Source organism: Mycetocola sp. Y171, assembly GCF_056713165.1.
Genome location: NZ_JBWYGX010000001.1, coordinates 358,109 through 382,779, shown reverse-complemented (window position 1 = coordinate 382,779; position 24,671 = coordinate 358,109). Strand labels below are relative to the sequence as shown.

The window sequence follows — 24,671 nt, the reverse complement described above, 5'->3', positions numbered from 1 at the left end:
CAGCCATGATGATGTTCATGATCCTGATAGTGGCCGCGGTCGTCTTCGCGACGATCGCCACCGTCGCCGAACTGCGACGCGACGGATTCCGCCGGATGCCCGAACGTACCTTCGGACCGGCATCGAACGAGAAGACCGACTCCCTCGGACGGCCCCTCGTGGCCGGCCTCCGCTGAGCCCCTCGCCGCAGGGGAGGCGTGCTCTAGGCTCGGTGTCGGGCTTCGTCCGAGGCCCGACACCGAGGAGGAAATATGACCTGGCTGGTCACTGGAGGAGCCGGATACATCGGCGCCCACGTCGTCCGTGCGTTCGTCGAACAGGGGATGGACGTCGTCGTCCTCGACGACCTGTCCTCCGGGCATGATTCCTTCCTCCCTGCAGGAGTTCCGTTCGTGCAGGGGAACATCCTCGATGGTGACGTCGTGTCCTCCGCCCTCCGCGAGCACCACGTCACCGGCGTCGTGCACGTGGCCGGTTTCAAGTACGCGGGCGTCTCTGTCCAGCGGCCGCTTCACACCTACGCGCAGAACGTGACGGGGACCCTCGTCCTCCTCCAGGCCATGGCGGACGAAGGCGTCTCCAGGATCGTCTTCTCCTCCAGCGCGGCCGTGTACGGAACCCCGGACACCGACCTCGTCACCGAGGACACGGCGAAGAACCCCCAGTCGCCGTATGGGGAGTCGAAGCTGATCGGCGAGTGGATCCTCAGGGACCAGAGCGTCGCCGCCGGGCTCACCCACACGTCGCTCCGGTATTTCAACGTCGTCGGCTCCGGTTACCAGGACGTCTACGACACGAGCCCGCACAACCTGTTCCCGCTGCTCTTCGACGCGCTCCTCGACGGTCGCTCGCCGAAGATCTTCGGCGACGACTACCCGACACCGGACGGAACGTGCGTGCGTGACTACGTGCACGTCGCGGACCTGGCCCTCTCGCACGTGGCCGCCGCGAAGCGGCTGGACGCGGGCGAGCCGATCGAGGCGGTCTACAATCTCGGTTCGGGCGACGGCGTCTCTGTGGGGGAGATCATGACCGCCGTCCGCGACGTGACCGGAATCGAGTTCACGCCCGAGGTGGCGCCGCGTCGCCCGGGGGATCCTGCGCGCATCGTCGCCTCGGGAGAGCTCGCTGCGCGTGACCTCGACTGGGAGATGCGGCACTCGCTCGCCGAGATGGTCGAGAGTGCGTGGCAGGCTCGCTCAACCGTCCGAGCGCCGCGAGCGTAGCTCGCGACGCGAGGAGACTGAGCGGCGGGCCACGCTTGGCCCGACAGTCGGAATCCGAAAGCGTCTCCCCTCCCGACACGCCGGAGAACACGGGATGAACCCTCCATTGGGGGTTGAGGGTTTACCATCTGCGACTTGACGTGAGCGAACTACACGGGTGTAATTATGACTAGCGCCGCGTGGCGCACAGGCATTGAGTGGGGAGAGAGATATGTCACCTGAATATCGCTCTGGTGTTCCCGAAGACTGGTTCATTGATCCGGTCCAGTTGGGTGTGCCTGGGGTTCGCAAGGCTGTCGAAGATGACAACCCACTGGCCTGGCAGACGGATTCACTCTGCGCGCAGACGGACCCTGAAGCATTCTTCCCCGAAAAGGGCGGCTCGACGCGGGATGCCAAGCGCATCTGCACGAGTTGCGAGGTCAGGACGCAGTGCCTCGAATACGCCCTCGAGAACGACGAGCGGTTCGGCATCTGGGGTGGCCTCTCCGAGCGTGAGCGTCGCAAGCTCAAGAAGCGCGCCGTCTGAGGCCGTTCGTCCCGGCATCGCCCGAGATGGAGTCGCCCGTCCAGGCGGGATCGGCGCCTGACGCGTCGGAGTTGACGCGCCTCGCGCCGGTGGTCGTGGCGATATCGTGCCACGCCGATGCAGTCGGATGCCGAGCGTCGCACCCGACATAGTCTGGACGCGATGTCTCCCCGAGTTACCGTAATCCTTGTCGTGCATGACGGCTCCGGCCCTGCCGGCGCCGGCAGCCTTCAGGGCACCCTCGACGCGCTTGCCGCCCAGTCCAGGCAACCTGACGCCGTCATCGCCGTCGCGTGCGCCGCGCCGGCAGCAACGACGCTCGCCCTCGAGAAGGCTGCTGTCGACCGCATCGTCACCTCAGGGGAGCGGTTGAACTTCGGTCAGGCCCTCACCGCCGGAATCCGCGTCATCGAGCAGCCGGAGAGCGCAGACGAGTTCCTGTGGCTGCTCGCCCAGGACACGGCACCGGAGCCGGATGCGCTCGAACGCCTGCTCGGCGCGATCGAAGTCGCGCCTTCCGTGGCCGTCGCGGGCCCGAAACTCAAGGATGCGACCGACGGGTCGACGATCGTCTCTCTCGGTGAGTCGGTGACCCCGTTGGGTGCGACCGTCTACCTGGTCGAGAACGAACTCGACCAGGGCCAGCACGACACCGTGAGCGATGTCCTCGGTGTCGCGCCAGGAGGGATGCTCGTCCGCCACACCGTGTGGGAGGAGCTCGGCGGATTCGACACAGCCTTCGGCTCGGCAGACGACGCCCTCGACTTCTGCACGAGGACACGCCTCGCAGGCCACCGTGTCACCGTCGTACCCGCTGCGACGGTTCTGACAGCTGGGGCAGGCATCGCAGGACCGTCGAGGTCCAACAGGCCCGGCGCGCGACGGAAGCGGGCCCGCCAGTCCAGGGGCGCACAGCTGTACCGCCGGCTCGTCTACGCGCCCGCTGCGGTCGTCTGGCTGCACTGGCTCACCCTCGTGCCACTCGGCATCCTGCGCGGCATCCGCCGCATCATCGGCAAGCAACCCGATCTCGTCGGCTCCGAGATCGCAGCGGCATTCCGGGTAGCGTTCAGCCCCGTCAGGGTGTTCCGCGCCAGGAGGAACCTCCGTCAGGCGAAGACTGTCGGCTGGTCCTCGCTCCAGGCGTTGCGGATCCCGTTCGGCGAGGTGAGAAGACGCCGCAGGCTCCGCCGGGAATCCGGGGCGGCCGTCTACACGATCGAACGCAGCGACCTCCGCTTCTTCACCGGTGGCGGCGGATGGCTCGTGATCGGGTCGGCCCTCGTCAGCGCCGGTCTGTTCTTCAACCTGCTCGCGGCGACCGCGGTCGAAGGGGGCACCCTCCTTCCGTTGTCCGCCGCTGTCGGCGACCTCTGGCAGCACGTCGGCTATGGCTGGCGCCAGATCGGCCTCGGCTTCACAGGCGCAGCAGACCCGTTCTCCGCCGTGCTCGCCGTTGTCGGAACGATCACGTTCTGGGACCCGTCGTACTCCCTCGTCCTCGTCACGCTGCTCGCGCTTCCGCTTGCGACCCTCGGCGGATGGTTCGCGGCCACCAGGCTCACCGAGCGCAGCGCCTACCGCATGGTCGCCGCAGTGCTCTGGACCGTCGCCCCGACCTTCCTCTCCGCGCTCGTCTCGGGGCAGATCACCGGCATCCTCGTCCACCTCCTCCTTCCCTGGTTGTTCTACAGCGGTTGCGTCGCCGCCCGCTCGTGGGGCTCTGCGGCCGTGGCATCCGTCCTTCTCGCTGCGACGATCGCGATCGCGCCGTCGCTCGCGCCGGCACTCCTGGCGATCTGGCTTCTCGCGCTCATTTTCGCGGGTCGCCACCTGGCTCGTGTGGTCTGGCTGATCCTGCCGACGGCTGCTCTCTTCGCACCGCTGGTCTGGCAGCAGGGCGTCGTGGGCGGCAACTGGCTCCGCCTCTTCTCCGACCCCGGCGTCGCCGTCGTCGTCGACCGCCCGACAGGCTGGCAGCTCCTGCTCGGCCTCCCGTCTGGTAACCCCGGCTGGGACGGCGTGACGGATGCCATCGGGCTGACAGGCGTGCCCGCCCACCTCCTCGTCCCGCTGCTCCTCGCACCACTCGCCGTGATGGCGCTGCTCGCCCTCTTCCTTCCGGGGAGCCAGCGCGCGGCTGTTCTGCTCTTCGTCGGGCTGCTCGGACTCGTCACGGCGTTCGGCGCCACCCACCTGCTGGTCAGCATCACCGGTTCGGCACCGACCTCGATCTGGGCCGGAGCCGGACTGAGCCTGTACTGGCTCGGTCTCGTCGGCGCCGTCATCGTCGGATTCGACAGCCTCCGTCGGACGGCAGCTGTTCCTGCCCTCGTCATCGGCGTGCTCGCCGTCGTCCTTGCCGTTCCCATGGCCGCAGCCCTCCCCGCCGGCCATGGACAGATCACGGCAGGCAACGGCCGCACTCTTCCCGCATACGTGACGGCTGCCGCGGCCGCGAACCCCGCGACCCGCACCCTCACCCTCACGCCGCAGCCGGACGGCGGGATCTCTGCCCGCGTCGTCGAAGGGATCGGAGACACCCTCGACAATCAGTCGACCCTGGTGTCGACCAACCCCGGACTGACCGAAGACGACGAAGATGTGGCAGTCCTCGCCGCCAACCTCGTCTCGCAGGGCGGACTCGACCCCAGCGAACTCCTCACCGACTTCGGCGTCCAGTTCATCCTGCTCACCCCTGCCGCAACCGAACTCGGCGAGGAGGTCGCGGGGCCGGCTCAGTCGATGACCAACCGGGCGGCGACATCCCTCGACTCGAACGCTGTGCTCGCGCACGTCGGTCTCACCGACCGCGGAACGCTCTGGCGCTTCGACGGCGAGATCTCGCCACCGGCGACCCCCAATCCTGTGCCGTTCCTGTCGACCCTCGTGCTGGTCGGCCTCGCGCTGGTGTTCGGCTTCGCGTTGCTCCTGTCGATCCCGACAGCGGCATCGAGACGCGCTGCCGAAGGTCGTCCGCGCACCATCGGCAGGCGTGAAGCCGAGCCGGCGCAGCGGCTGAGCCGCGCCGAGAGGGCCGAGCAGAAGGCGGAGGCCGAGGCGGAGAAGGCAGTCGAACTCCGCGTGGCCGCCGAGTCGGAAGAGGCGGAGGAACGCGAGGCCGAGCAGGCGGTGGCCGACGAGTCCGCAGACGACGCCACCCTCGCCGCCGAGACCGCAGACCGCGACGACGACCGACAGCCTGACGCCCTTGTGCCGGGCTCACCCGCCGAAAGCGAGAACTCCCATGGCCGATAAGCGACGCATCGCCGTGACCAGCGGCCGGGTGATCAGCGGAGCGGTCGGCATCGCCGTCGCGCTCGTTTCCATCGTCGCCGTCGGACGGCTGGACCTGCCGGTCTACTCCGTCGACGCCCCGAGCTCGACGGTCACCCCGACGGCATCGGACCAGTCGCGCCTCTGCCCGGGTCCGTTGCTTCGGCAGGGCGACGACGTCGCCTCAGCCGGCGCCGCCTCCGCGTTCGGCAACCCTGGCGCCGCGATCGCGACGGACACCGCTCCCGAACAGACAGCCCTCACCGCGCCTGACAATCTCACCGGGGATCAGTTCGGGCTGCCCACGGTCGTCAGCGTCGCCAGCGAACCGGGGGAGGGGACTCCGCCGATCGCCGCGGCCCAGTCGCAGGCGGCAGCGCTCGACGACCTCAGCGGATTCGCCGCCACCGCGTGCGGTGAAGTGAGCGCAGACAGCTGGCTGGTGGGCGGATCGACCGATGTCGGGCGCACGAGCATCCTCTCGCTCAACAACCCCACGCGCGCAGACGCGGTCATCGACCTCTCATTCTTCAGCGAGACGGGTGAGATCGAAGCCCCAGGGGCAACGGGCATCATCGTCAACGCGGGCGAACAGCGCCTGTTCTCCCTCGCGAGCTTCGTGCCGGGAGTCCGCAACCCGGTCATCCGGGTGCAGACCACAGGCGGCCAGGTCTCCGCCGTGCTGCAGCAGAGCACGGTCAGGGGCATCACGCCCGAGGGAGTCGAACTCTCAGCGGCAACGACGCCTCCGGCGACCGAACAGATGATTCCGGGTGTCGTCCTAGCCGCTTCCGCACCCACGGCCGTCGGTGCGACATACGACGACCGCATCGCCGCGATCCGCATCCTCGTTCCCGGCACCGAACCCGCGAGCGTCACCCTGGACTTCGTCAGCGAACAGGGCGCTGAAGCGCCGCTGCCTCTGACCTACGACTTCGAGGGCGGCATCGTCAGCGAAGTGAACCTGACGAACCTCCCGACGGGGAGCTACGCCGTGAAGATCACGTCAGACCTGCCCGTCGTCGCCGCCGCCCACACGACGGCAGCGGCAGGGGAGACCACCGACTTCGCCTGGTTCGGAGCATCCGGCCCGCTCGTCGACGACACGAAGATCGCCGTCGCACCCGGCCAGGGTCCCCGAGTGCACCTGTTCAACCCGACGGCCGACGACGCCGAGGTCGTGCTCACCGACCGGAACGGCGGCGAGACGACCCTCGACGTGCCGGCCGGATCGGCGATAGCAGCGTCGGTCCGCTCGGGGATGGCATACGACATCTCCGGCACAGACGGTCTGCACGCGCAGGTCAGCTACTGGGGGACGGCCGGATTCTCCGCATACGCCATCCAGCCGGCGAATCCGTCGGCGTCACCGGTCACCGTCTACCCGAGATAACCGCCGCGTCAGAAGTGGAAGCGATCGGGGCCCAGGTCCCACGGGTCCTTGCCGATGAGTTCGGCTGTGGCCCGGAAGACACAACTCTCGATCATCATGCGCTGGTGCAGGTCGTCGTCGCGGTGCAGCTTGCTCATCCGCTGGATGGGCAGGCGGTAGAGCACGATGCGCCGCTCGGCCGCGCTTGTCCACCACCGCGGCACCGTACCGTCCGGAAGTGCGCCCATCGGCATTGCGCCGACCTCGTAGCGGACGTTCGCGAGGTCTTCGGGCCAGGCGCTGCGAAGGAAATCGGCTGCGGCCGCGACGGTCATGTCGAATGAGTCGATGCGGTTCTTCAGTGGATCCAGGTGCGGGCCGGTCGCCGCACTCCGTTCGGAGCGCCCGTGCCGGTCGTGACGGACCGCCCGCCGAGCGTATGTGCTGCTCCGGGAAGTGCGTCTGGCCATGACGCCATCCTATTCGCCATCGGCCGTCCTCCCGGCGAGGTGCCCGGGCGAACCCCTGCGGGGCTTGTATGGTGATGAGAATGTTTGACAGGCCCTGTTCGAAAGTCGGATGCTCCCGCGACGCGGTGTCGACCCTCACCTACGACTACGGGGACTCGATGGCCGTACTCGGCCCCCTGAGCCTGTCCCGCGAGCCACACACCTACGACCTCTGCTCCATCCACGCGGAGCGGATGAGCGTGCCGCAGGGCTGGCAGGTCATCCGGCACCAGATCCTGCGCGACGTCGACTCGACCGCCTGACCCCCGGTTCACGCTCCGGCGGGGTCTGCGAGAATGAAGGTATGACGCTTACTCCGCCCGCAGCATCCGCTGTCGAATCCACGTCCGCCCTGGCTTTCCAGGTCCGCGACCTCTCGCTCGCTGAAGCCGGCCGCCACCAGATCCGGCTGGCCGAGAACGAGATGCCAGGGCTCATGGCCCTCCGCGAGGAATTCGGCACCTCGCAGCCGCTCGCCGGCGCCCGCATCGCCGGCTCCCTGCACATGACCGTCCAGACCGCTGTGCTCATCGAGACACTCGTCGCCCTCGGCGCGCAGGTGCGCTGGGCGAGCTGCAACATCTTCTCCACCCAGGACGAGGCCGCCGCGGCCATCGCCGTCGGCCCGAACGGTACCGTCGACGCCCCGGCCGGTGTGCCCGTGTTCGCCTGGAAGGGCGAGACCCTCGAGGAGTACTGGGCGTGCGCCGAGCGGATCTTCGACTGGAGCGCCGAGGCCGAAGCGGCAGGGGCCGACTGGACCGGCCCGAACATGATCCTCGACGACGGTGGCGACGCGACCCTGCTCGTCCACAACGGCAGGAAGTACGAACTGGCCGGTGCGGTGCCCGAAACCACGGACGGGGACAGCACAGAGGGCCGGGTCGTGCTCGACCTGCTCCGTCGCTCGCTTGCCGCGTCGTCCGACCGCTGGACGAAGATCGGCGCAGAGCTCATGGGCGTCACCGAGGAGACAACGACCGGCGTTCACCGCCTCTACGAACTGGCGAAGGCCGGCGAGCTTCTGTTCCCTGCGATCAACGTGAACGACTCGGTCACGAAGAGCAAGTTCGACAACAAGTACGGCATCAGGCACTCGCTCCCTGACGGCCTCAACCGCGCCACCGACGTGCTCATCGGCGGGAAGGTCGCTTTCGTCGTCGGCTACGGAGACGTCGGCAAGGGAGCGGCGGAGGCCCTCCGCGGCCAGGGAGCACGGGTGATCGTTAGCGAGGTCGACCCGATCTGCGCACTGCAGGCGGCCATGGACGGCTACCAGGTGGCACGGATCGAGAGCGTCGTCGAGCAGGTCGACATCTTCGTCACCGGAACGGGAAACCTCAGCGTCATCACCACCGAGCACATGCTCCGGATGAAGCACCAGGCCATCGTCGCCAACGTGGGCCACTTCGACAACGAGGTCGACATGGCCGGCCTCGAGTCGCTTGACGGCGCCGAGCGTGTCGAGATCAAGCCGCAGGTGCACGAGTGGCGCCTGCCGACCGGCCGGTCGATCCTCGTTCTCAGCGAGGGCCGCCTGATGAACCTCGGAAACGCCACGGGGCATCCGTCGTTCGTCATGAGCAACTCGTTCACCAACCAGGTGCTCGCGCAGATCGAGCTCTTCGTCCACCCCGAGAACTACCCGATCGGCGTCTATGTGCTGCCGAAGCACCTCGACGAGAAGGTGGCCCGCCTGCACCTCGACGCTCTCGGCGTAGAACTCACCACCCTCACCGAGGAGCAGGCCGCATACATCGGCGTCTCCGTCGACGGCCCGTACAAGGTCGACCACTACCGGTACTAGGACCCGCCCGTCGCAACGGCGTCGTGGGGCTCAGGCCCTGCGGCGCCGTTTGCGGCTGGTGCAGAGTGTTCATTGGTCGCGATATGTCCTCATGGGTCGCGGATAGCGACCGTTTGCGTCCACTGAAGGCTGGGGACGGAAGCGCCGGACAACACTGAGCGGCCGAAGAAGGTTCGGCCGAGACCCCACCTGACTCGCCGGGCGCCGTGCCTAGCGCTCGGGGAAGTCGTGCGGGCGACCGGTCAGCACCGGCTGAACCCGGGCGAGGCGCTCGCGCTCGAGCATGTGCGCAGCGTACTCGCGATCCCGCCGCTTGGCGGCGACCGCGTAGAGGAACAGCTCGGGGTCTGCGCGCGGAACAGGCGACACCCAGACGGATGCCTCCACGGCGAGATCCTGGGCCAGTCGCGCCCGCGTCATCGGCGTCAGCTTCGGCGCCTGCTTGAGGAACTGGGCGATCCGACGTGACAGCCGGTCAGGCATCCGCCCAACGTCGGCCAGCTCTGCCCAGCCGGCCAGCGCAGGCGGCATTCCGAACACGGGATCGGTGTAGCGGGGCACGCGTTCCTGCTGCGCATAGGTGCCTGCCAGGAGGTCGCCGAGGCGCTTCGAGCGGCTGGACAGCAGACCGGTGAGCGCGGCGACGCCACCGAGGGTCATGTAGATCTCGAAGAAGCCGACGAGGGCGCGGATGAAGGCGTGCCTGAATCCTGTGGCGCCGCCGTCGTCGCGCACGACGCGCGCTCCGACCGCGAGTTTGCCGAGCGACCGGCCGTGGCTCAGGGTCTCGACGGCCGTCGGAACGACGACGCAGCAGAACACGATGATCGACGTGGTGAAGGCCGCTGTGGCGGACTGGTCGATCACACCCTGGTTGGCGAGGACGAAGAGAAGCCAGAACAACAGGGCGGCGAGGAGCACGGTGGCGACGAAGTCGATGATGGTGCCTGCAGCCCGGAGGATGAAGCTCGTTGACTGCACGTCGAGAGCGACGGCTTCGCCGGTGAGGAGCTCGGAGGAGTCCGGCGTGTTCGAAAGTGTGCCGGAGGGCTCTGCCATGAATAGTATCTAAGCAGATGGATCTCGATGCATACAGCGCCGCCCACCGGGACGAGTGGGATCGCCTCGACGCCCTCGCGTCGAAGCGGTCATTGTCGGGCGCTGAAGCCGACGAACTCATCGACCGCTACCAGGCGGGCGCCACCCAGCTCTCCGCCATCAAGACGACCGCAGGCTCGACCGTGCACGGCGACCGGCTGAGCGTCAGCCTCTCCAAGGCGCGGCTGCGGTTCACCTCCGCCGGCTCGAACGTCTTCAGCCAGCTGCCACGGTTCTTCGCACTGCAGCTCCCCGCGGCGTTGTACCGGTTGCGCTGGCTCACCCTCGCCGTCGCCCTCGTGACCGTCACGGTCGCCGGGCTCTGGGCGGCCTGGATCCTCGGCGACCCGCAGGTGCTCGCGAACTTCGGCAACTCCGATGAACTCCAGAAGTATGCCGACGAGGACTTCATCGACTATTACTCGGAAAACCCGGCTGCGTCGTTCGCCGGCCAGGTCTGGACCAACAACGCGTGGATCGCTGCCCAATGCATCGCGTTCGGTATCACCGGCATCTGGGTCCCGTGGGTCATCCTTCAGAACGCGCAGGGCATCGGGACATCGGCTGCCGTCCTGTTCAGCGTCGGAGAGGGCGACACGTTCTTCCTCTACATCGCACCACACGGGATGCTCGAACTCACGGCGATCTTCGTGGCGGCGGCGGGCGGGCTGCGGATCTTCTGGGCCTGGGTGTCTCCGGGCAAGCGGACGAGGGGGCAGGCGCTCGCCGAAGACGCTCGCGCTCTCTTCACCGTGGCCATCGGGCTCATCCTCGTTCTCCTGGTCTCAGGCATCCTCGAGGGATTCGTCACTCCTCAGCCGTGGCCGTGGCCGGTGAAGATCGGGCTGGGCGCTGCGGCACTCGGTGCGTTCCTGTTCTACATGCTCGTGATCGGCCGCCGCGCGTACCGCGCGGGCGAGACCGGCGACCTCACCGCCTTCGAAGCGGGCGCCGCGCGCATCTACGCGAACTGAGCCGGACGAGACGGCGTCGAGATGCCGGCAACGGCTGTCCGAAGTCTTGGAATGCCCCGACAGAGGACCAGCTGTGGTCTTCCGTGCGCCGCCGACCCGGCTGGCGCGGCCCGCTGAGTCCGTGGCAAGCACGACGGCGACACCGCCGCCGCACAACACGAAGCCGACGAGAGTGAGCACGGTCATCGGCTCACCGAGGACCACCCAGCCGGCCAGGGCGGTCGCCGGCGCGACGAGGAAGAGCAGCGCGTTGAGCACGGTGATGCCCACCCGGCGCAGCAACCACCAGTACAGGCCGTATGCGATCACGGTCGGGATGAGCGCCGAAAGAACGGTCTGGAGCCAGAAGACAGCGGATGCCGGTGGCGCCAGTGTTCCCGTGGCGGCGCCGAGCACGAGGAGCGCCAGGGCCGTCACGGTGACGTGCACGGTCAGCGTGACGAGCACGGGCAGCGTCGACGGCGACCGACGGTCGAGGAACGTCGCCGCGACGAGGCACGCCATTGCCAGGCCGGGCAGCACGAAGGCCGTCGGCGGAGCATCCGAGCCGGCCATCTGCGACTGCACGACGAGAACGACACCGGAGGCGCCGACCACCAGACCCGCCCATTGAACGCCGCGAACCCTGAGCCCGAGGAGCGGCCCGACCAGGGTCGCGACCACAAGGGGCTGCACGGCATCGATCAGGGCCGTCGTGCCCGCGGTGACACCCGAGGCGATTGCCGCGTACACGAGCACGACGTACCCGAACTGGGCGAAGAGGCCGACGACCGCCTGGCCGCGGAGCGCGCGGGGAGCGACGCTCTTCAGGGCTCCGGATGCCAGCACAACGGCGATCAGAGCCACCGCGAGCGGCACGAACCGCCAGACGAGGAGCGTCAGAACCGCGACGTCGGCGGTGGCGATGGCTGCGATGAGAAAGCCTGAACTCCACGAGGCGACGAAGAGGACCGAGGCCAGCACGGTTACGACGCGGGTGGGTATACCGATCTGTTTACTCATTGCCTAAACTATACAGGTCGGTATACTCGAGGCATGGCCATCACCCCAGCTGACCTGCCCGCCCTGACTCCTGGCGCTCGTCGGGTCCTCGACGCGGCTTCCCGGCTTTTCTACGAGCGAGGGATCCACGCCGTCGGTGTCGACACCATCGCCGACGAGGCCGGGGTCACGAAGAAGACGCTGTATGACCGCTTCGGCTCGAAGGAGGCGCTCGTCGTCTCCTATCTCCAGCACAGGGACGCACGCTGGCGCGAGCACCTGGCGGCACAACTCGACCGGTCGCCGGCGGTGGGTGTCGACCGCGTGCTCGTCGTCTTCGACGCGGCGATCTCCTGGTCCGACGAGAACAGCCCCAGGGGCTGCAGTGCCATCAATGCGCGCGCCGAAATCGGCGACGGGGTCGATGGGTTGATTTTCCCGGAAGTGGTGCGCCAGAAGTCGTGGCTGCTCGACGTGTTCACAGCGTTGTGCCTGGAGGCCGGTGCCGAGCGGCCAGAGGACGTCGCCCGGTCGATGATGCTGCTCTATGAGGGGGCGATCGTGACGGTCGGCATGTCGACATTCGACCATCCCTTCCACCGGGCGCGGGAGGTCGCGCACGAGATTCTCGTTCGCCGGACTCCGTGATCCCGGACGCCGCGCGGCCATCCCTGTCGACGCGCCCGGGCGCTCCGCAGTTTTGAATGACTCAAAACAACGCGATAGGGTCGGATCATGACAACGACGGAAGCGACGGAACTGCGCGAGAGCCTTCGCGCCGCCGGGCTCCGCGCAACCGAGCAGCGCGTCGCCGTGCTGCAGGCACTGGGGGCAGCGCCACATGCCGATGCCGCCGGTGTCCTCGCGGCGGTCACCCCGACGCTCCCTGACACGTCGGTGCAGGCGGTGTACGGCATCCTCGGCGCGCTGACGGATGCCGGCCTGGTGCGCCGGATCGAACCGGCCGGTTCGCCCGCCCGCTACGAGTTGCGTGTGGGGGACAACCACCATCACGTCGTCTGCTCCCGGTGCGGCGCCATCGGCGACGTCGACTGCGCCGTTGGCCACGCCCCGTGCCTGACGCCGTCTGGAACATCCGGTTTCACGATCGCCACCGCCGAAGTCACCTACTGGGGTCTGTGCCCCGACTGCGCGGCCACGCCACCCGCCTGACGTCCTCTTCCGCTCCGGCGTGCATCCAGCGTGCACGGAGCTGCCTGTCCCTGCCCGAAAATCCCAAGGAGATCCATGTCCGATACCTCGTTCACCACCACAAACACCGGCACGCCGGTCCAGGCGGACTCGCAGTCGCTGACCGTCGGTGCCGATGGCGCCATCCCGCTGATCGACAGCTACCTGACCGAGAAGCTCGCCCACTTCAACAGGGAGCGAGTGCCGGAGCGCGTCGTCCACGCAAAGGGCGGCGGCGCATTCGGAGTGTTCGAGACGACCGAGGACGTGTCACGCTTCACCCGTGCCGCGCTCTTCCAGCCGGGAGTGACCACCGAGATGCTGGCCCGCTTCTCCACGGTGGCAGGCGAGCAGGGATCTCCTGACACCTGGCGCGACCCCCGCGGTTTCGCGCTCAAGTTCTACACCTCCGAGGGCAACTACGACCTCGTCGGGAACAACACCCCGGTGTTCTTCATCCGCGACGGCATCAAGTTCCCCGACTTCATCCACTCGCAGAAGCGCCTCCCGGGCTCGAACCTGCGCAACAATGACATGCAGTGGGACTTCTGGAGCCAGTCCCCCGAGAGCGCGCACCAGGTCACCTGGCTCATGGGCGACCGCGGCCTGCCCTCCTCGTGGCGTCACATGGACGGGTTCGGCTCGCACACCTACCAGTGGATCAACGCCGCTGGTGAGCGTTTCTGGGTGAAGTACCACTTCAAGACCAATCAGGGCATCGGCGTGCTGAGCGCCGAGCAGGCGACGGAGATCGCCGGCCAGGACGCCGACTACCACCAGCACGACCTGTACACGAACATCGCAGAGGGCAACGTCCCGAGCTGGACCATGTCCGTGCAGGTCATGCCGTACGAGGACGCCAAGACCTACCGCTTCAACCCGTTCGACGTCACGAAGGTCTGGCCGCACGCCGACTACCCGCTGATCCGGGTCGGCACGATGACGCTGAACCGCAACGCCGAGAACTACTTCGCCCAGATCGAGCAGGCCACATTCTCTCCGGCGAACTTCGTCCCCGGAATCGCGGCAAGCCCGGACAGGATGCTCCAGGCGCGGATCTTCTCCTACGCGGATGCCCACCGCTACCGCGTCGGTGTGAACCACGCCCAGCTGCCCGTCAACGCGGCGAAGAGCCCGGTGAACAGCTACTCGAAGGACGGCGCAGGCCGCATCGACTTCCCGCCGGCCGACCGTCCGGTCTACGCCCCGAACTCGTTCGGCGGACCGCACGCGGATGCTGCCCGCGCGGCCGAGTCGACCGGCTGGCAGAACGACGGTGAGCTCGTGCGCACCTCGGCGACCCTGCACCCCGAGGACGACGACTTCGGCCAGGCCGGAACGCTCTACCGTGACGTGATGGACGACGCGGCGAAGGCCCGCCTGCTCGCGCAGATCACCGGCCACGTCGGCGCCGTGCAGAACGCTGAGATCCGCGCGCGGGCCATCGCGTACTGGTCCAACGTCGACATCGAACTCGGGTCGAAGCTCGGTGCGGCTCTCGCCGCCACCAGCGTGCTCTAGGCGACACCACCACAGAGGGCCCGGCATACGTCAGACACGGATGCCGGGCCCTTCGCGGTCGCTAGAGCCGGCCGGCCGCCTTCAGCGCGATGTAGTGGTCAGCGAGGGCTGGCGGCAGGTCGGCGGGTGCTGCGGTGACCACGTCGGCGCCGAGCTGCCTCACGGCACCTGAGACGCGCGCGATGTCGAGGAGCGCGCGTTCCGCCGCTGCGGCCAGGTAGACCTCGTCGCGGTTTCCGCGCTCCCTGCTCGCGGTGAGCGCAGTGGGGTCGGTGACGGATGCCACGACGACCGTGTGCCGTTTCGTCAGCTGGGGAAGCATCGACAGCAGCCCTGTGGATGCGCCTGGCGCGTCGACTGAGGTGAGCAGCACGACGAGCGAGTGCTGGCTCGTCACCCCGCGGACCAGCGCAGGGACGGCCGCCCAGTCCATCTCGAGCAGTTCGGGGTCGATGGTGGACATGGTGTCGACGAGCTTGGACATCAGGTCGGCCCCCGTCGCGCCCTGCACCCGGCCGCGGACACGCCGGTCGTAGGCGATCAGGTCGACCCGGTCACCGGCTCGGGTGGCGAGCGCCGCGAGCAGCAGGGAGGACTCGAACGCCGTGTCGATCCGTGGTTCGTCGGCGACGCGGGCCGCTGAGGTCCTCCCGGTGTCGAGGACGATGACGACGCGGCGGTCGCGCTCAGGACGCCAGGTGCGCACGACGACGTCACGCCTGCGGGCGGTGGCCCGCCAGTCGATCGATCGCACGTCGTCGCCGCGCACGTACTCGCGCAGCGAATCGAATTCGGTGCCCTGGCCGCGCACCATCACGCTCGTGGCTCCGTCGAGTTCCCGAAGCCGGGCCAGCCGGGACGGCAGGTGCTTTCGGGCGTTGAACGGCGGGAGCACGCGGATGTGGCCGTGGCTCTTCAGTGTGGCCTGCCGCGCCCACAGCCGAAGCGGGCCGAACGACCGGACGGTGACGAGCTCGACCCGGCGTTCGCCCCGGCGGAACGGGGTCAGGGGGACGGCGACCATTCGTCGTTCTCCTGCCGGGATGGTGACCCTGGTGCGGGTGACGGCTGGACCTGCCGACGGCTGCCAAGCATCCCTGACGATGCCGCGCAGGGTGCGCCTGCCCGGGTTGGCCAGGTACAGCTCGCTGGTCACGGTCTCGCCCAGCCTGGTCCGTGCCGGCACCGACCGCGAGGGCACGAGCACACGGGGGGATGCCGCGAGCAGCACGTCGAGGACGCCGAGCGCGACCGCGAAGAGCAGCCACAGCCCCAGCACGACCCCCGGCTCACCTGTCGCTGTGCCGAACACCACGACGGGAACGACGCCGACGGCGACGAGCGCGACGAACCACCCAGACACGGTCATCTAGATCGGCACCTGCACCTGCTGCATGACCGAACGGAGGATCGCGTCCGAACCGACACCCTCGAGCTCGGCCTCAGGGCGGAGCTGGAGGCGGTGGCGCCAGACCGGGATCACCATGGCCTGGACGTGGTCCGGGGTGACCCACGAGTAGCCGCTCAGCCACGCCCACGACTTCGCGGCCGCGAGGAGGGCTGTCGTTCCGCGGGGGCTGACGCCCATCCGCACCGACGGGCTGCGCCTGGTGGCCCTCGCGAGGTCGACGATGTAGCTGAGCACGTCTGGGCTCACACCTGTGGCTGCTGCGGCGAGCTGCGCCTCGGCCAGGTCTGCGGCGTTGAGCACGGCGGTGACGCCGGCTCCGGCAAGATCGCGGGGGTTGAAGCCCGCGGCGTGGCGACGAAGTACCTCGACCTCGAGGTCGCGTTCGGGGATGTCGAGGACGAGTTTGAGGAGGAAGCGGTCGAGCTGTGCCTCAGGGAGGGTGTACGTGCCCTCGTACTCGATCGGGTTCATCGTCGCGGCCACGACGAACGGAACAGGCAGCGGAAGGGTGACGCCGTCGGTGGAGACCTGGCGCTCCTCCATCGCTTCGAGCAGCGAGGACTGGGTCTTCGGAGGCGTCCTGTTGATCTCGTCGGCGAGCATGATGTTCGTGAACACCGGACCGCGCCTGAACTCGAACTCGCCGGTTTTCGCGTCATAGATGAGCGACCCGGTCACGTCGCCAGGCATGAGGTCCGGAGTGAACTGGACCCGCTTCGTGTCGAGGTCGAGAGCCTGGCTGAGGGTGCGGACGAGCAGCGTCTTCGCGACGCCGGGCACACCCTCGAGCAGCACGTGCCCCTTGGCGAGCAGGGCGATGATCAGGCCGGTGACGGCCGGTTCCTGGCCGACGACGGCCTTGCCGACCTCCCGGCGGACCTGCGCCAGCTTCTCACGGAGCTCCGCGATCCGCGGCGACTCCGTCTGCGGCGCTCGCCGGCGCTCAGGTGCGGCATCCTGGCGGATGGGCGCTGCGGGGGGCTGGGCCTGCGGGTAGCCCTGGCCCTGCGGGTAGCCCTGGCCCTGCGGGACGCCCTGGCCCTGCGGGACGCCCTGGCCCTGCGGGGGCATCTGTTGCTGGGGCGCCTGTGGGTAGCCCTGCGGATTCGGCTGGCCGTGCGGTGTCGGAGTGGTCATGTCGCGTTCTTCCGGTTGGGTCGGTGGAGGCAGGTCGGGGAGAAGAGGGAGGTTCCCGGCATCAGCGGGGCCCTGGTGGCCGGGGGTCGACGGCGGCGGTGACGGCGGACTCCAGGTCGCGCAGGGCGTCGGACAACGTCAGGACGTCGCGCTCGGTCCGAGGCAGCATGTCGACGAGGATGCCACGGACTTCGGCCGGATTCCTTCCGGTGGCGGAGGCGGCGGCATCCGAAACCTCGCCTACCCCTGCCGTCCGGGGGAGTCCGAGCGTCGTTCCTAGGTGCCCGATGGTGCCGATCCTGAGCGCGTCGACGGCACGCGTGCGGGCAGCGGTGCGCTGGTAGAGGCGCGACCTGCCCTCCATCGTCTCCCCAGATGGCACCGTCACCGGCAGGTCCTCGGCCACGAGCGGGCCGAAGCGGCGGCCGCGCCAGAACATCGCGACAAGCGCGGCGATGACCAGGAGGGAGGTGACCGGGACGAGCCAGGTCGGGGTCAGGTCCTGCAGGTTGGGAGGTCCGGATGCCTCGACGTCGGCGAGTGACGGGAGGAACCAGACGAGACGGTCGGTCCCACCGAGCAGCCCGAGGGCGAGCGCGGCGTTGCCGTGCAGCACGACCTTGTCGTTGCTGACCAGGTCGGACGGTCCGAGGAGCGTGAGGCTTCCGTCGTCCTTCGGGATCGTCACGACGGCGAAGCCGCCGGTGTCCGCAGGGAAGCAGCCGTCGGCATCCGAATCAGGGGAGATGGCGAGAGTCGGACCCGGGCTGATCGTGCCTGCGCGTTCGGCGGCGCCCAGCGTGCACGACGCCTCGTCGAGCGGGGTGCCGGCAGCCGCCGCGCCCGCGGCGCTGACGCCAGGGGCGAGAGACTGGAGTTGCAGGAATGCGGGGGAGAAGATGACGACGTCTCCTGCGCGTTCGACGAGATCGGTCAGACGGGCGTCGGTGAGGTAGCCGGAGGGGTCGTACAGCGCGAAGGTCGTCCCCGGCGTCTCCGCCTCAGCCAGGGCCTCGTCGTAGCCCTCTGGGATGATCACGTCGACGCCCTGCCCGCGGAGGACCTCGGCGACGGCCCTGGCGCCTGTTGGAGCCGGGCTGGCCGGGTCGAGCGGAATACTGCTGGAGGAACCGCCACGGGTGAGGACGAGGCTGACGGCGACGACGAGGATGCAGACGACGGCCACTCCCACCCAGAACAGCCCGCGCCTCGCGACGGTGCGGGCCCGGGGGGTCAGCACGGTGTCGTCGTCGCGACCCGGAGCGGGAGGGGCGATCCTCGTCATGCGACCGGCACCTGGTCGAGCGGTTCAGACGACACCGGCGTCTGCTTCTGCAGCCGTCCGTCGAGGGCGCGCAAACGCTCGTACTGCTCGGGTGTGCCGTCGTGGCTGAGGTATCTCACCCGGTCGAAGCCGTCCGCCGCCACAGCCAGGTCGTCGGATTGCGCGGGGAAGGCCGTGGAGGCGCGACGGGCGAAATCGTGCGCGGTCGTCCCAGGGCTGACCAGGACGATGGTGCGTTCGGCGAGTCCTCTGGCCACCCCGCGGAACAGCTCGAGGACGGCCGTGGTCCAGTCGCCCGCCGATGCCGCCATGGCGGCCGCCGATCTGAGCTGGGCAGCGGTGCGGCGGTCGTCGTCGCCGAACAGGCCCGACGACGGGGCGCTCTTCCTGTTGACCCGGGGAATGCCCCAGATGAGGAGCGCGACGACGAGCGCGGCGATGACGAGCGCGACGATGGCGACGGGCAGCCAGTCGAGGGGAACGGACTCGCCGGGCTGGAACAGCCGCATCAGCCAGGCGAAGAACTCCTGGCTCAGTACGTCGAACAGGCTCGGTGTCGCCGCGGCGTACTCGGGTTTCGACAACTCTTCGAGCAGCCAGTCGCGTGCCTCTGGCGCGTCGGGCACCACAGGCACGTCGAACTCGATGCCGCTCGCTAGGCCCATGAAGTTCCCGTCGGCGGCACGGTTCCTGTCGTGCGGACCAGATACGGGTCTGCGACCGTCGTGTCGCCGGACTGGCGTGCCTCGACGAACCGGATGAGCTCGAGGTCGAGTCCCTCCTTGCGCATCCGCAGGTCGACGTAGATGAACGCGATGGTCGCCGACTGGACCACCGCGGTGATGGATGCCACGAGGAGGGTCAGGATGATCGTCGCCACGTAGAGCAGGGCGGGGATGATCCAGTCCTCCGCTGTCGACCCCGTGGGGTCGATCACGCTGATCGCCATGCCGTAGAGGAAGCTGATCGGTGTCACCACGACTTGCGAGACGGTGCCGACGATGAACGCGATAAGGAGCTGGATGCCGAGGGTCTTCCAGAAGTAGCCGTCGGTGAGCCGCCAGGACCGCCGGATCGCGGCTCCGACGCCGAGCCGTTCGAGGACGATCGCGCTCGGCACGAGGGAGAGCTTGGTGCCGAGCCAGTAACCGAGAAGGAAAAATGCAATCGCGGCGAGGATGGCGAGGATGACCCCGATGGCGATGAAACCCTCACCGAGAGCGACGAGCGACCAGACAAGGCCGACGATCACCGCGACGACGACCGCGACCGCGACGCCGGCGAGCAGCGTCCACAGCAGCAGGGCGCCGAACCTGGGCCAGGTCGCCTTCCACGCGGCGCGGAGCGTGAGCTTCTCACCCAGGGTCGACCGGGCGGCCTCGATGACGATGACGCCCTGGAGGAACACGGTCGCCGCAATGCTGAGAGGGAGCGCGACGAGCACGCTCACGATGAGCCCGGTGAAGATTCCGCCGGTCGTGATCGCCTCCTGGTCCTCCGGGGCGGCACTGGTGACCCGGTTGATCACGTAGACGGCGACGATGCCCATAACGACAAGCGTGATCACGGTAGTGATGGCCTGGATGAGCAGTGCGCTCCCGAACGTGGCCTTCGGATTGCGCTTGAGAGTGAGGAACGGCGCTCCGAGCAGCGTGCCGAAACCGAGGGGCCGGAGCGGAATGAGCCCCGGTTTGGGGGGAGGCGCCCACGCGGCGGGCGCGGCGGCCCCTGGCTGTCCGACCGGGTAGCCCCACTGCGCCTGGCCGGGCTGCTGGTAGCCGTACTGGCCGTAGGCGCCCTGTGGGTACTGGGGCTGCGGCGGTCCATACGTCGGTGCGGGCTGGTAAGCGGGGTATGGGTTCTGCGCGTAGGGATTCTGCGGAGGCGCCGGCGGAACCTGCGGCACCGGGGGTGGGTAGAACTCCCGGTCAGAGGCCCATTCCGGTGCGGACTGTTGGCCGGCTTGCTCGGCCTCCATCCTGCGGCGTTCCTCGCCGCGCGACGGGTCGCCCTCCGGTCGTGCCCAGTCCTGCCCGTTCTCGTCGGTGGTCACTCCAGCGGCTCCCTCAGGCTCGTCGACATGATGCGCTCCCTAATCGTGTCACACCCGCCCCATCCTCACCATGCGGTCGAGGTACCCGCGGCCCCGTGCGGTTCTCGGCGAACTGTCACCACGTTGCGGCTAATCTTGTGCCAGGTACCGCACGGTTGCGTCCACCAGACGCGGCCTGCACACGAATCGAGAACGAGGCGTATGAACGCACGGATCCTGGTGGTCGACGACGACACCGCCCTGGCTGAAATGATCGGCATTGTGCTCCGCACGGAGGGTTTCGACCCTTCCTTCTGCGCTGACGGTTCCGGCGCACTCGACGCGTTCCGGGAGGCCAGACCCGACCTCGTCCTGCTCGACCTCATGCTCCCGGGCATCGACGGCATCGAGGTGTGCAACCGGATCCGCAGCGAGTCCGGTGTGCCCATCATCATGCTCACCGCGAAGACGGACACCTCGGATGTCGTCAAGGGGCTCGAATCCGGCGCTGACGACTACATGGTCAAGCCGTTCAACCCCAAGGAGCTCGTGGCGCGGATCCGCACCCGCCTGCGCCCGGCGTCCCCCCAGTCGCAGGACTCGCTGCAGATCGGCGACCTCACCCTCGACGTCGCAGGCCACGAGGTCAAGCGCGGCGAGAAGCGCATCAACCTGACCCCCCTCGAGTTCGATCTCCTGCTGACCCTGGCGTCGAAGCCCCAGCAGGTGTTCACCCGCGAGATGCTCCTCGAGCAGGTCTGGGGTTACCACTACAAAGCGGACACCCGCCTCGTGAACGTGCACGTCCAGCGGTTGCGCGCCAAGGTCGAAGACGACCCTGACAACCCGCGCATCGTCATGACCGTGCGCGGCGTCGGCTATCGCGCCGGCGCCGGCGCCGCCGCCTGAGGACGAGATGGCACTTGGGCAGGGCGTGTCGGGCATTCGGCTCGACAACTGGAGGACATGGCCGGCACGTGCCGTGCGTTCCTGGCGACGGTCGCTGCAGTTCCGCACCATCGTCGTCACGCTCGCCCTGTCACTCTTCGCCTTGCTCATCTCGAGCTTCTACATGTCCCTGACCATCGGCAACGACCTCTTCCAGTCACGCGTGAGCCAGGTGCAACAGGACTCCGCCCGCGCGATCGAGGCTGCGCAGAGCATCCTCGACTCCTCGAGCGACCAGGGCCGTGCAAGCACCCAGGAACTCATGGGCGCCGCGCGTGAGGAGATCGCGCGCACGTCGTCGAGCGCCATGATCGCCGGCTACCGTGTCCCGGGGCAGGAGCCGAGCCCGACGGGTCCGCAGGACTTCGAAAACGTCAGACTCAAAGACGTCGTGAGCGACGAACTGCGCACCGTCGTGCAGGACAACCCGGACGAACAGTGGTGGCAGTCGGTGTCGCTCGCGACGGCGGACGGCAGCCGCGTTCCCGGGATCGTGGTCGGATCTCAGATCACCCTGCCAGAGGGCAGCCGGTGGGAGATCTACATCGGCTTCGACCTCAACGACACCGAACAGACGCTGCTCTTCGTCCAGCGCACCCTCTTCATCGGCGGGCTCACCCTGCTCCTGCTCGTCGGAGCAGTGGCCTGGGTGATCGTCCGCCTCGTCGCCAACCCGGTGCGGGTGGCAGCCGAGACCAGTGAGCAACTCGCGCAGGGAGACCTGGAGGTGAGGATCCCGGTGAAGGGCGAGGACGAACTCGCCACACTCGCGCGATCGTTCAACGGCATGGCCGACAGCCTCCAGTCCCAGATCAAGGAACTCGCCGACCTGTCACAGGTGCAGCAGCGCTTCGTCTCCGACGTCTCGCACGAACTGCGCACGCCGCTCACGACGATCCGGCTGGCCGGGGACGTGCTCTACGACCAGCGCTCGGACTTCCCCCCTGCGACGGCGCGCACGGCCGAGTTGCTCCACACCCAGACGCAGCGCTTCGAAGTACTGCTCGCCGACCTGCTCGAGATCAGCCGGTACGACGCAGGCTCCGTCCAGCTCGAGATCGAACCGCACAGCCTCGTTCACCTCGCCCAGGACTCGATCGATGGGATGGCCTCCCTGGCTGAGCAGAAGGGTTCGGACGTCAGGCTCGTTGCCCCTGGCGGCTATTCGAACGTCGAGATCGATCCGCGTCGCATCCGCCGCGTCGTTCGCAACCTCCTCGGCAACGCCATCGAACACGGGGAGGGCAGACCGATCGTCGTCACCGTCGACAGCAACGAGCAGGCCGTTGCGCTCTCCGTGCGTGACTACGGCCACGGGATGAGCGAGGAGGACGCCCAACGGGTCTTCGACCGCTTCTGGAGGGCCGATCCCTCCCGCAAACGAACCATCGGCGGCACCGGGCTCGGACTGGCCATCGCGCTCGAGGACGCCCAGCTGCACGGCGGAAGCCTCGAGCTGTGGTCCCGCGTGGGCGAGGGCACCTGCTTCCGTCTGACGCTGCCGCGGGTCCTGGGCGGACCCGTCACGCTCTCGCCGATTCCGCTGCCGCCCGAAGACGCCGAACCGGTCGATACCGACGGTACGGATGCCACCCGTCGCGAGAACGGAGTCGGTGTATGAGATCACGAATTCGGGCGGCAGCAGCCGTCGCGCTCGCCGCCTCCCTCCTGCTGGCCGGCTGCGCCGGCATCCCGCAGGGCGGCGCGCCCCGGATCGGGCAGCCCGTCACCGGTGCCGAGGACCCCGAGGTCCAGTTCATCGCGAAGGGTCCTGAGGCCGGCGCGAGCCAGGAGCAGATCCTCCGGGGCTTCATCGATGCGGCCTCGAGCCCCAGGGAGGACTACGCCACGGCGCGCGAGTACCTGGCCCCTGAGATCAAGACCGTCTGGAACCCCGACCTCAACGCGATCGTCGACGAGGCCGCGCAGCGCAGCTACCTCTCGGTCGACGACACGTCGATGCAGCTCACCGTCACCCCGCTCGCCGAGGTCAACGAGGAGGGCGAGTACACCGAGTTCGCCTCGAGCACGCCGCTGATCCAGGGTTACAGTTTCACCCAGGTCAAGGGCGAGTGGCGGATCAGCGTCGCGCCCGACCGGGTCATCCTCGACCCTCAGCGGTTCAACGACGTCTTCAGTTCTTACGCCGTCACTTTCTTCGACCCGTCCTGGACCTACCTGGTGCCTGACCTCCGCTGGTTCCCGTCGAGGACGTCGACGGGAACACGGATCGTCAAGGCGCTCCTCGACGGTCCGAGCCCGCTGCTGGCCGGCGCGGTGACCACGGCGTTCCCCGAGGGCACCACACTGACCAAGAACGCCGTCCCTGTCGTCGGCGACGTCGCCCAGATCGACCTCAGCAGCGAGGTGTTTCAGGCAGACGATGTGACGCTGCAGCGGATGCAGGCGCAATTGTCCGCCAGCCTCGCCGGGGTCTCCGCCATCAACTCCGTCAGCATCACTGTGAACAACAACACCGAGGACATCCCCGCGCTGACGGTGCCGTCGCCCCGTGTGGACCCGCGCGCCCTCGTCCTCACCGAGGAGGGCTTCGGCTTCCTCTCGAACGGCGACTCGCTCGAGAGGCTGCCAGGACTGTCTCCGCTCATCGAATCGCTCGCACCGACAGCGGTGGTCGTGAACGCCACCCACAGCCTCGCTGCGGTGCGGACAGCCGACGGGGTGTTCGCGGTGCGCGCGTCCGGTGCCGACCCGCTCCGGGTGGACGCCAGACCGGGCCTCGTGGCGCCATCGCTCGACACGTTCGGACACATCTGGACCGTCCCTGCCTCGTCTCCGGGTGCGTTGTTCGTCTCGCGCTCTGACGGGACGCAGCGGGCCGTCCTCACCAGCTGGCCCGAGGCATCCTCGATCCTGTCGATCGCGGTCTCCAGGGACGGCACCCGGCTCCTCGCGCTTGTGCGTGTCGGAGACGAGTCGCGGCTGCTCGTGGCAGGCATCCAGCGCGACGGGGACAACATACCTGTGAGCCTCGGTGACCCGCAGTCGCTCGCCGTCGGTACCGGCACTGCCGTGACCTCCACGTGGGTGGACGACCTCACCGTCGCCACGCTCACCACGTCTCCTGACGGCTCGACGGACGTCGTCAGGCAGGTCGTCGGCGGCCAGTCCGACATTCTCGGCGGCCCTGCTGGCGCTGTGTCACTCGTCGGCGGAAGCGGGCTGCGCCAGCTGCGAGCGGTGATCTCCGGTGGCAACCTCACGGCCCTGCGCACCTCAGCCTGGCAGGTCGTCGGTTCCGGGGTCTCGCTCATCGCCACCCAGCTCGGCAATCCCGGCTGATCGCCCGGAGTCGCCTCGCGCAGTCACCCTCGACGGGTGAGGCGCGGGTTTCGGCGTCGGCGTACTCTCGA

General features: G+C 68.4%; 21 protein-coding genes and 1 pseudogene. 14 read left to right on the top strand and 8 right to left on the bottom strand.

What is annotated here, in order from left to right; all coding sequences use genetic code 11:
• Positions 1-5 precede the first annotated feature (5 nt).
• The 5 genes from AC1M2K_RS01890 (at position 6) to AC1M2K_RS01870 (ending at position 6,424) form a co-directional block, all read left to right on the top strand.
• Positions 6-176, top strand: a complete 171-nt coding sequence (locus AC1M2K_RS01890; protein WP_480237721.1) for a hypothetical protein — start codon at positions 6-8, stop codon at positions 174-176.
• 75 nt (positions 177-251) lie between these two features.
• Entirely contained in the window at positions 252-1,226 is a 975-nt protein-coding gene (gene galE / locus AC1M2K_RS01885) for a UDP-glucose 4-epimerase GalE (RefSeq protein WP_480239616.1), read from the top strand.
• A gap of 211 nt (positions 1,227-1,437) precedes the next feature.
• On the top strand, positions 1,438-1,755 hold the full coding sequence (locus AC1M2K_RS01880; RefSeq protein ID WP_480237719.1) for a WhiB family transcriptional regulator: 318 nt from the start codon (positions 1,438-1,440) through the stop codon (positions 1,753-1,755).
• Positions 1,756-1,917: 162 nt separating this feature from the next.
• Positions 1,918-5,013 (top strand): glycosyltransferase family 2 protein, encoded by a 3,096-nt coding sequence (locus AC1M2K_RS01875; protein ID WP_480239615.1) that lies wholly within the window; start codon positions 1,918-1,920, stop codon positions 5,011-5,013.
• Entirely contained in the window at positions 5,003-6,424 is a 1,422-nt protein-coding gene (locus tag AC1M2K_RS01870) for a DUF5719 family protein (protein ID WP_480239614.1), read from the top strand. Before AC1M2K_RS01875 ends, AC1M2K_RS01870 begins: the two co-directional genes overlap by 11 nt.
• A gap of 8 nt (positions 6,425-6,432) precedes the next feature.
• Here the strand turns inward: AC1M2K_RS01870 and AC1M2K_RS01865 are convergent, their stop codons facing one another.
• The gene (locus tag AC1M2K_RS01865) at positions 6,433-6,873 is read right to left on the bottom strand and encodes a metallopeptidase family protein (RefSeq protein ID WP_480237716.1); all 441 of its coding nucleotides are present in this window, start codon (positions 6,871-6,873) and stop codon (positions 6,433-6,435) included.
• Positions 6,874-6,953: 80 nt separating this feature from the next.
• Here AC1M2K_RS01865 and AC1M2K_RS01860 point away from each other — a divergent pair, with 80 nt between their 5' ends.
• Entirely contained in the window at positions 6,954-7,175 is a 222-nt protein-coding gene (locus tag AC1M2K_RS01860; protein ID WP_480237715.1) for a DUF3499 family protein, read from the top strand.
• A 41-nt stretch (positions 7,176-7,216) separates the two neighbouring features.
• The gene (ahcY, locus tag AC1M2K_RS01855) at positions 7,217-8,719 is read left to right on the top strand and encodes an adenosylhomocysteinase (RefSeq protein ID WP_480239613.1); all 1,503 of its coding nucleotides are present in this window, start codon (positions 7,217-7,219) and stop codon (positions 8,717-8,719) included.
• Between the two features lie 210 nt (positions 8,720-8,929).
• Here the strand turns inward: ahcY and AC1M2K_RS01850 are convergent, their stop codons facing one another.
• Positions 8,930-9,778 (bottom strand): RDD family protein, encoded by an 849-nt coding sequence (locus tag AC1M2K_RS01850; RefSeq protein ID WP_480237713.1) that lies wholly within the window; start codon positions 9,776-9,778, stop codon positions 8,930-8,932.
• A 17-nt stretch (positions 9,779-9,795) separates the two neighbouring features.
• On the opposite strand from AC1M2K_RS01850, the gene AC1M2K_RS01845 reads away from it, so the two are divergent.
• The gene (locus AC1M2K_RS01845) at positions 9,796-10,791 is read left to right on the top strand and encodes a stage II sporulation protein M (RefSeq protein WP_480239612.1); all 996 of its coding nucleotides are present in this window, start codon (positions 9,796-9,798) and stop codon (positions 10,789-10,791) included.
• Between the two features lie 186 nt (positions 10,792-10,977).
• Here the strand turns inward: AC1M2K_RS01845 and AC1M2K_RS01840 are convergent.
• Positions 10,978-11,793 (bottom strand): annotated as a pseudogene (locus AC1M2K_RS01840) (DMT family transporter); the annotation flags it as partial.
• A 33-nt stretch (positions 11,794-11,826) separates the two neighbouring features.
• On the opposite strand from AC1M2K_RS01840, the gene AC1M2K_RS01835 reads away from it, so the two are divergent.
• The 3 genes from AC1M2K_RS01835 (at position 11,827) to AC1M2K_RS01825 (ending at position 14,484) form a co-directional block, all read left to right on the top strand.
• Positions 11,827-12,420 (top strand): TetR/AcrR family transcriptional regulator, encoded by a 594-nt coding sequence (locus tag AC1M2K_RS01835; protein WP_480239611.1) that lies wholly within the window; start codon positions 11,827-11,829, stop codon positions 12,418-12,420.
• An 87-nt stretch (positions 12,421-12,507) separates the two neighbouring features.
• On the top strand, positions 12,508-12,945 hold the full coding sequence (locus AC1M2K_RS01830; RefSeq protein ID WP_480239610.1) for a Fur family transcriptional regulator: 438 nt from the start codon (positions 12,508-12,510) through the stop codon (positions 12,943-12,945).
• 75 nt (positions 12,946-13,020) lie between these two features.
• On the top strand, positions 13,021-14,484 hold the full coding sequence (locus AC1M2K_RS01825) for a catalase (protein ID WP_480239609.1): 1,464 nt from the start codon (positions 13,021-13,023) through the stop codon (positions 14,482-14,484).
• Positions 14,485-14,545: 61 nt separating this feature from the next.
• On the opposite strand, the gene AC1M2K_RS01820 is transcribed toward AC1M2K_RS01825, so the two are convergent.
• From AC1M2K_RS01820 to AC1M2K_RS01800, 5 genes are all read right to left on the bottom strand, one after another.
• On the bottom strand, positions 14,546-15,853 hold the full coding sequence (locus AC1M2K_RS01820; protein ID WP_480239608.1) for a DUF58 domain-containing protein: 1,308 nt from the start codon (positions 15,851-15,853) through the stop codon (positions 14,546-14,548).
• Entirely contained in the window at positions 15,854-17,032 is a 1,179-nt protein-coding gene (locus AC1M2K_RS01815) for an AAA family ATPase (protein WP_480239607.1), read from the bottom strand.
• A gap of 61 nt (positions 17,033-17,093) precedes the next feature.
• Positions 17,094-18,317, bottom strand: coding sequence for a DUF4350 domain-containing protein (locus AC1M2K_RS01810; protein WP_480239606.1), 1,224 nt, complete (start codon positions 18,315-18,317; stop codon positions 17,094-17,096).
• Positions 18,314-18,982, bottom strand: a complete 669-nt coding sequence (locus tag AC1M2K_RS01805; protein ID WP_480239605.1) for a DUF4129 domain-containing protein — start codon at positions 18,980-18,982, stop codon at positions 18,314-18,316. The genes AC1M2K_RS01810 and AC1M2K_RS01805 overlap by 4 nt, the downstream gene beginning before the upstream one ends.
• Complete coding sequence (locus tag AC1M2K_RS01800) at positions 18,973-20,370, bottom strand: DUF7847 domain-containing protein (RefSeq protein ID WP_480239604.1); 1,398 nt, start codon at positions 20,368-20,370, stop codon at positions 18,973-18,975. Before AC1M2K_RS01800 ends, AC1M2K_RS01805 begins: the two co-directional genes overlap by 10 nt.
• 201 nt (positions 20,371-20,571) lie before the next feature.
• Between AC1M2K_RS01800 and mtrA the strand changes: the two genes are divergently transcribed.
• Genes mtrA through AC1M2K_RS01785 form a run of 3 tightly spaced genes read left to right on the top strand, consistent with a single transcriptional unit; the run spans position 20,572 to position 24,600 of the window.
• Positions 20,572-21,258, top strand: coding sequence for an MtrAB system response regulator MtrA (gene mtrA / locus AC1M2K_RS01795; protein ID WP_480237703.1), 687 nt, complete (start codon positions 20,572-20,574; stop codon positions 21,256-21,258).
• A 7-nt stretch (positions 21,259-21,265) separates the two neighbouring features.
• Entirely contained in the window at positions 21,266-22,918 is a 1,653-nt protein-coding gene (gene mtrB, locus AC1M2K_RS01790) for an MtrAB system histidine kinase MtrB (RefSeq protein WP_480239603.1), read from the top strand.
• A complete protein-coding gene (locus tag AC1M2K_RS01785; protein ID WP_480239602.1) occupies positions 22,915-24,600 on the top strand; it encodes an LpqB family beta-propeller domain-containing protein in 1,686 nt (561 codons plus the stop codon). The genes mtrB and AC1M2K_RS01785 overlap by 4 nt, the downstream gene beginning before the upstream one ends.
• The last annotated feature ends 71 nt before the right edge of the window (positions 24,601-24,671 follow it).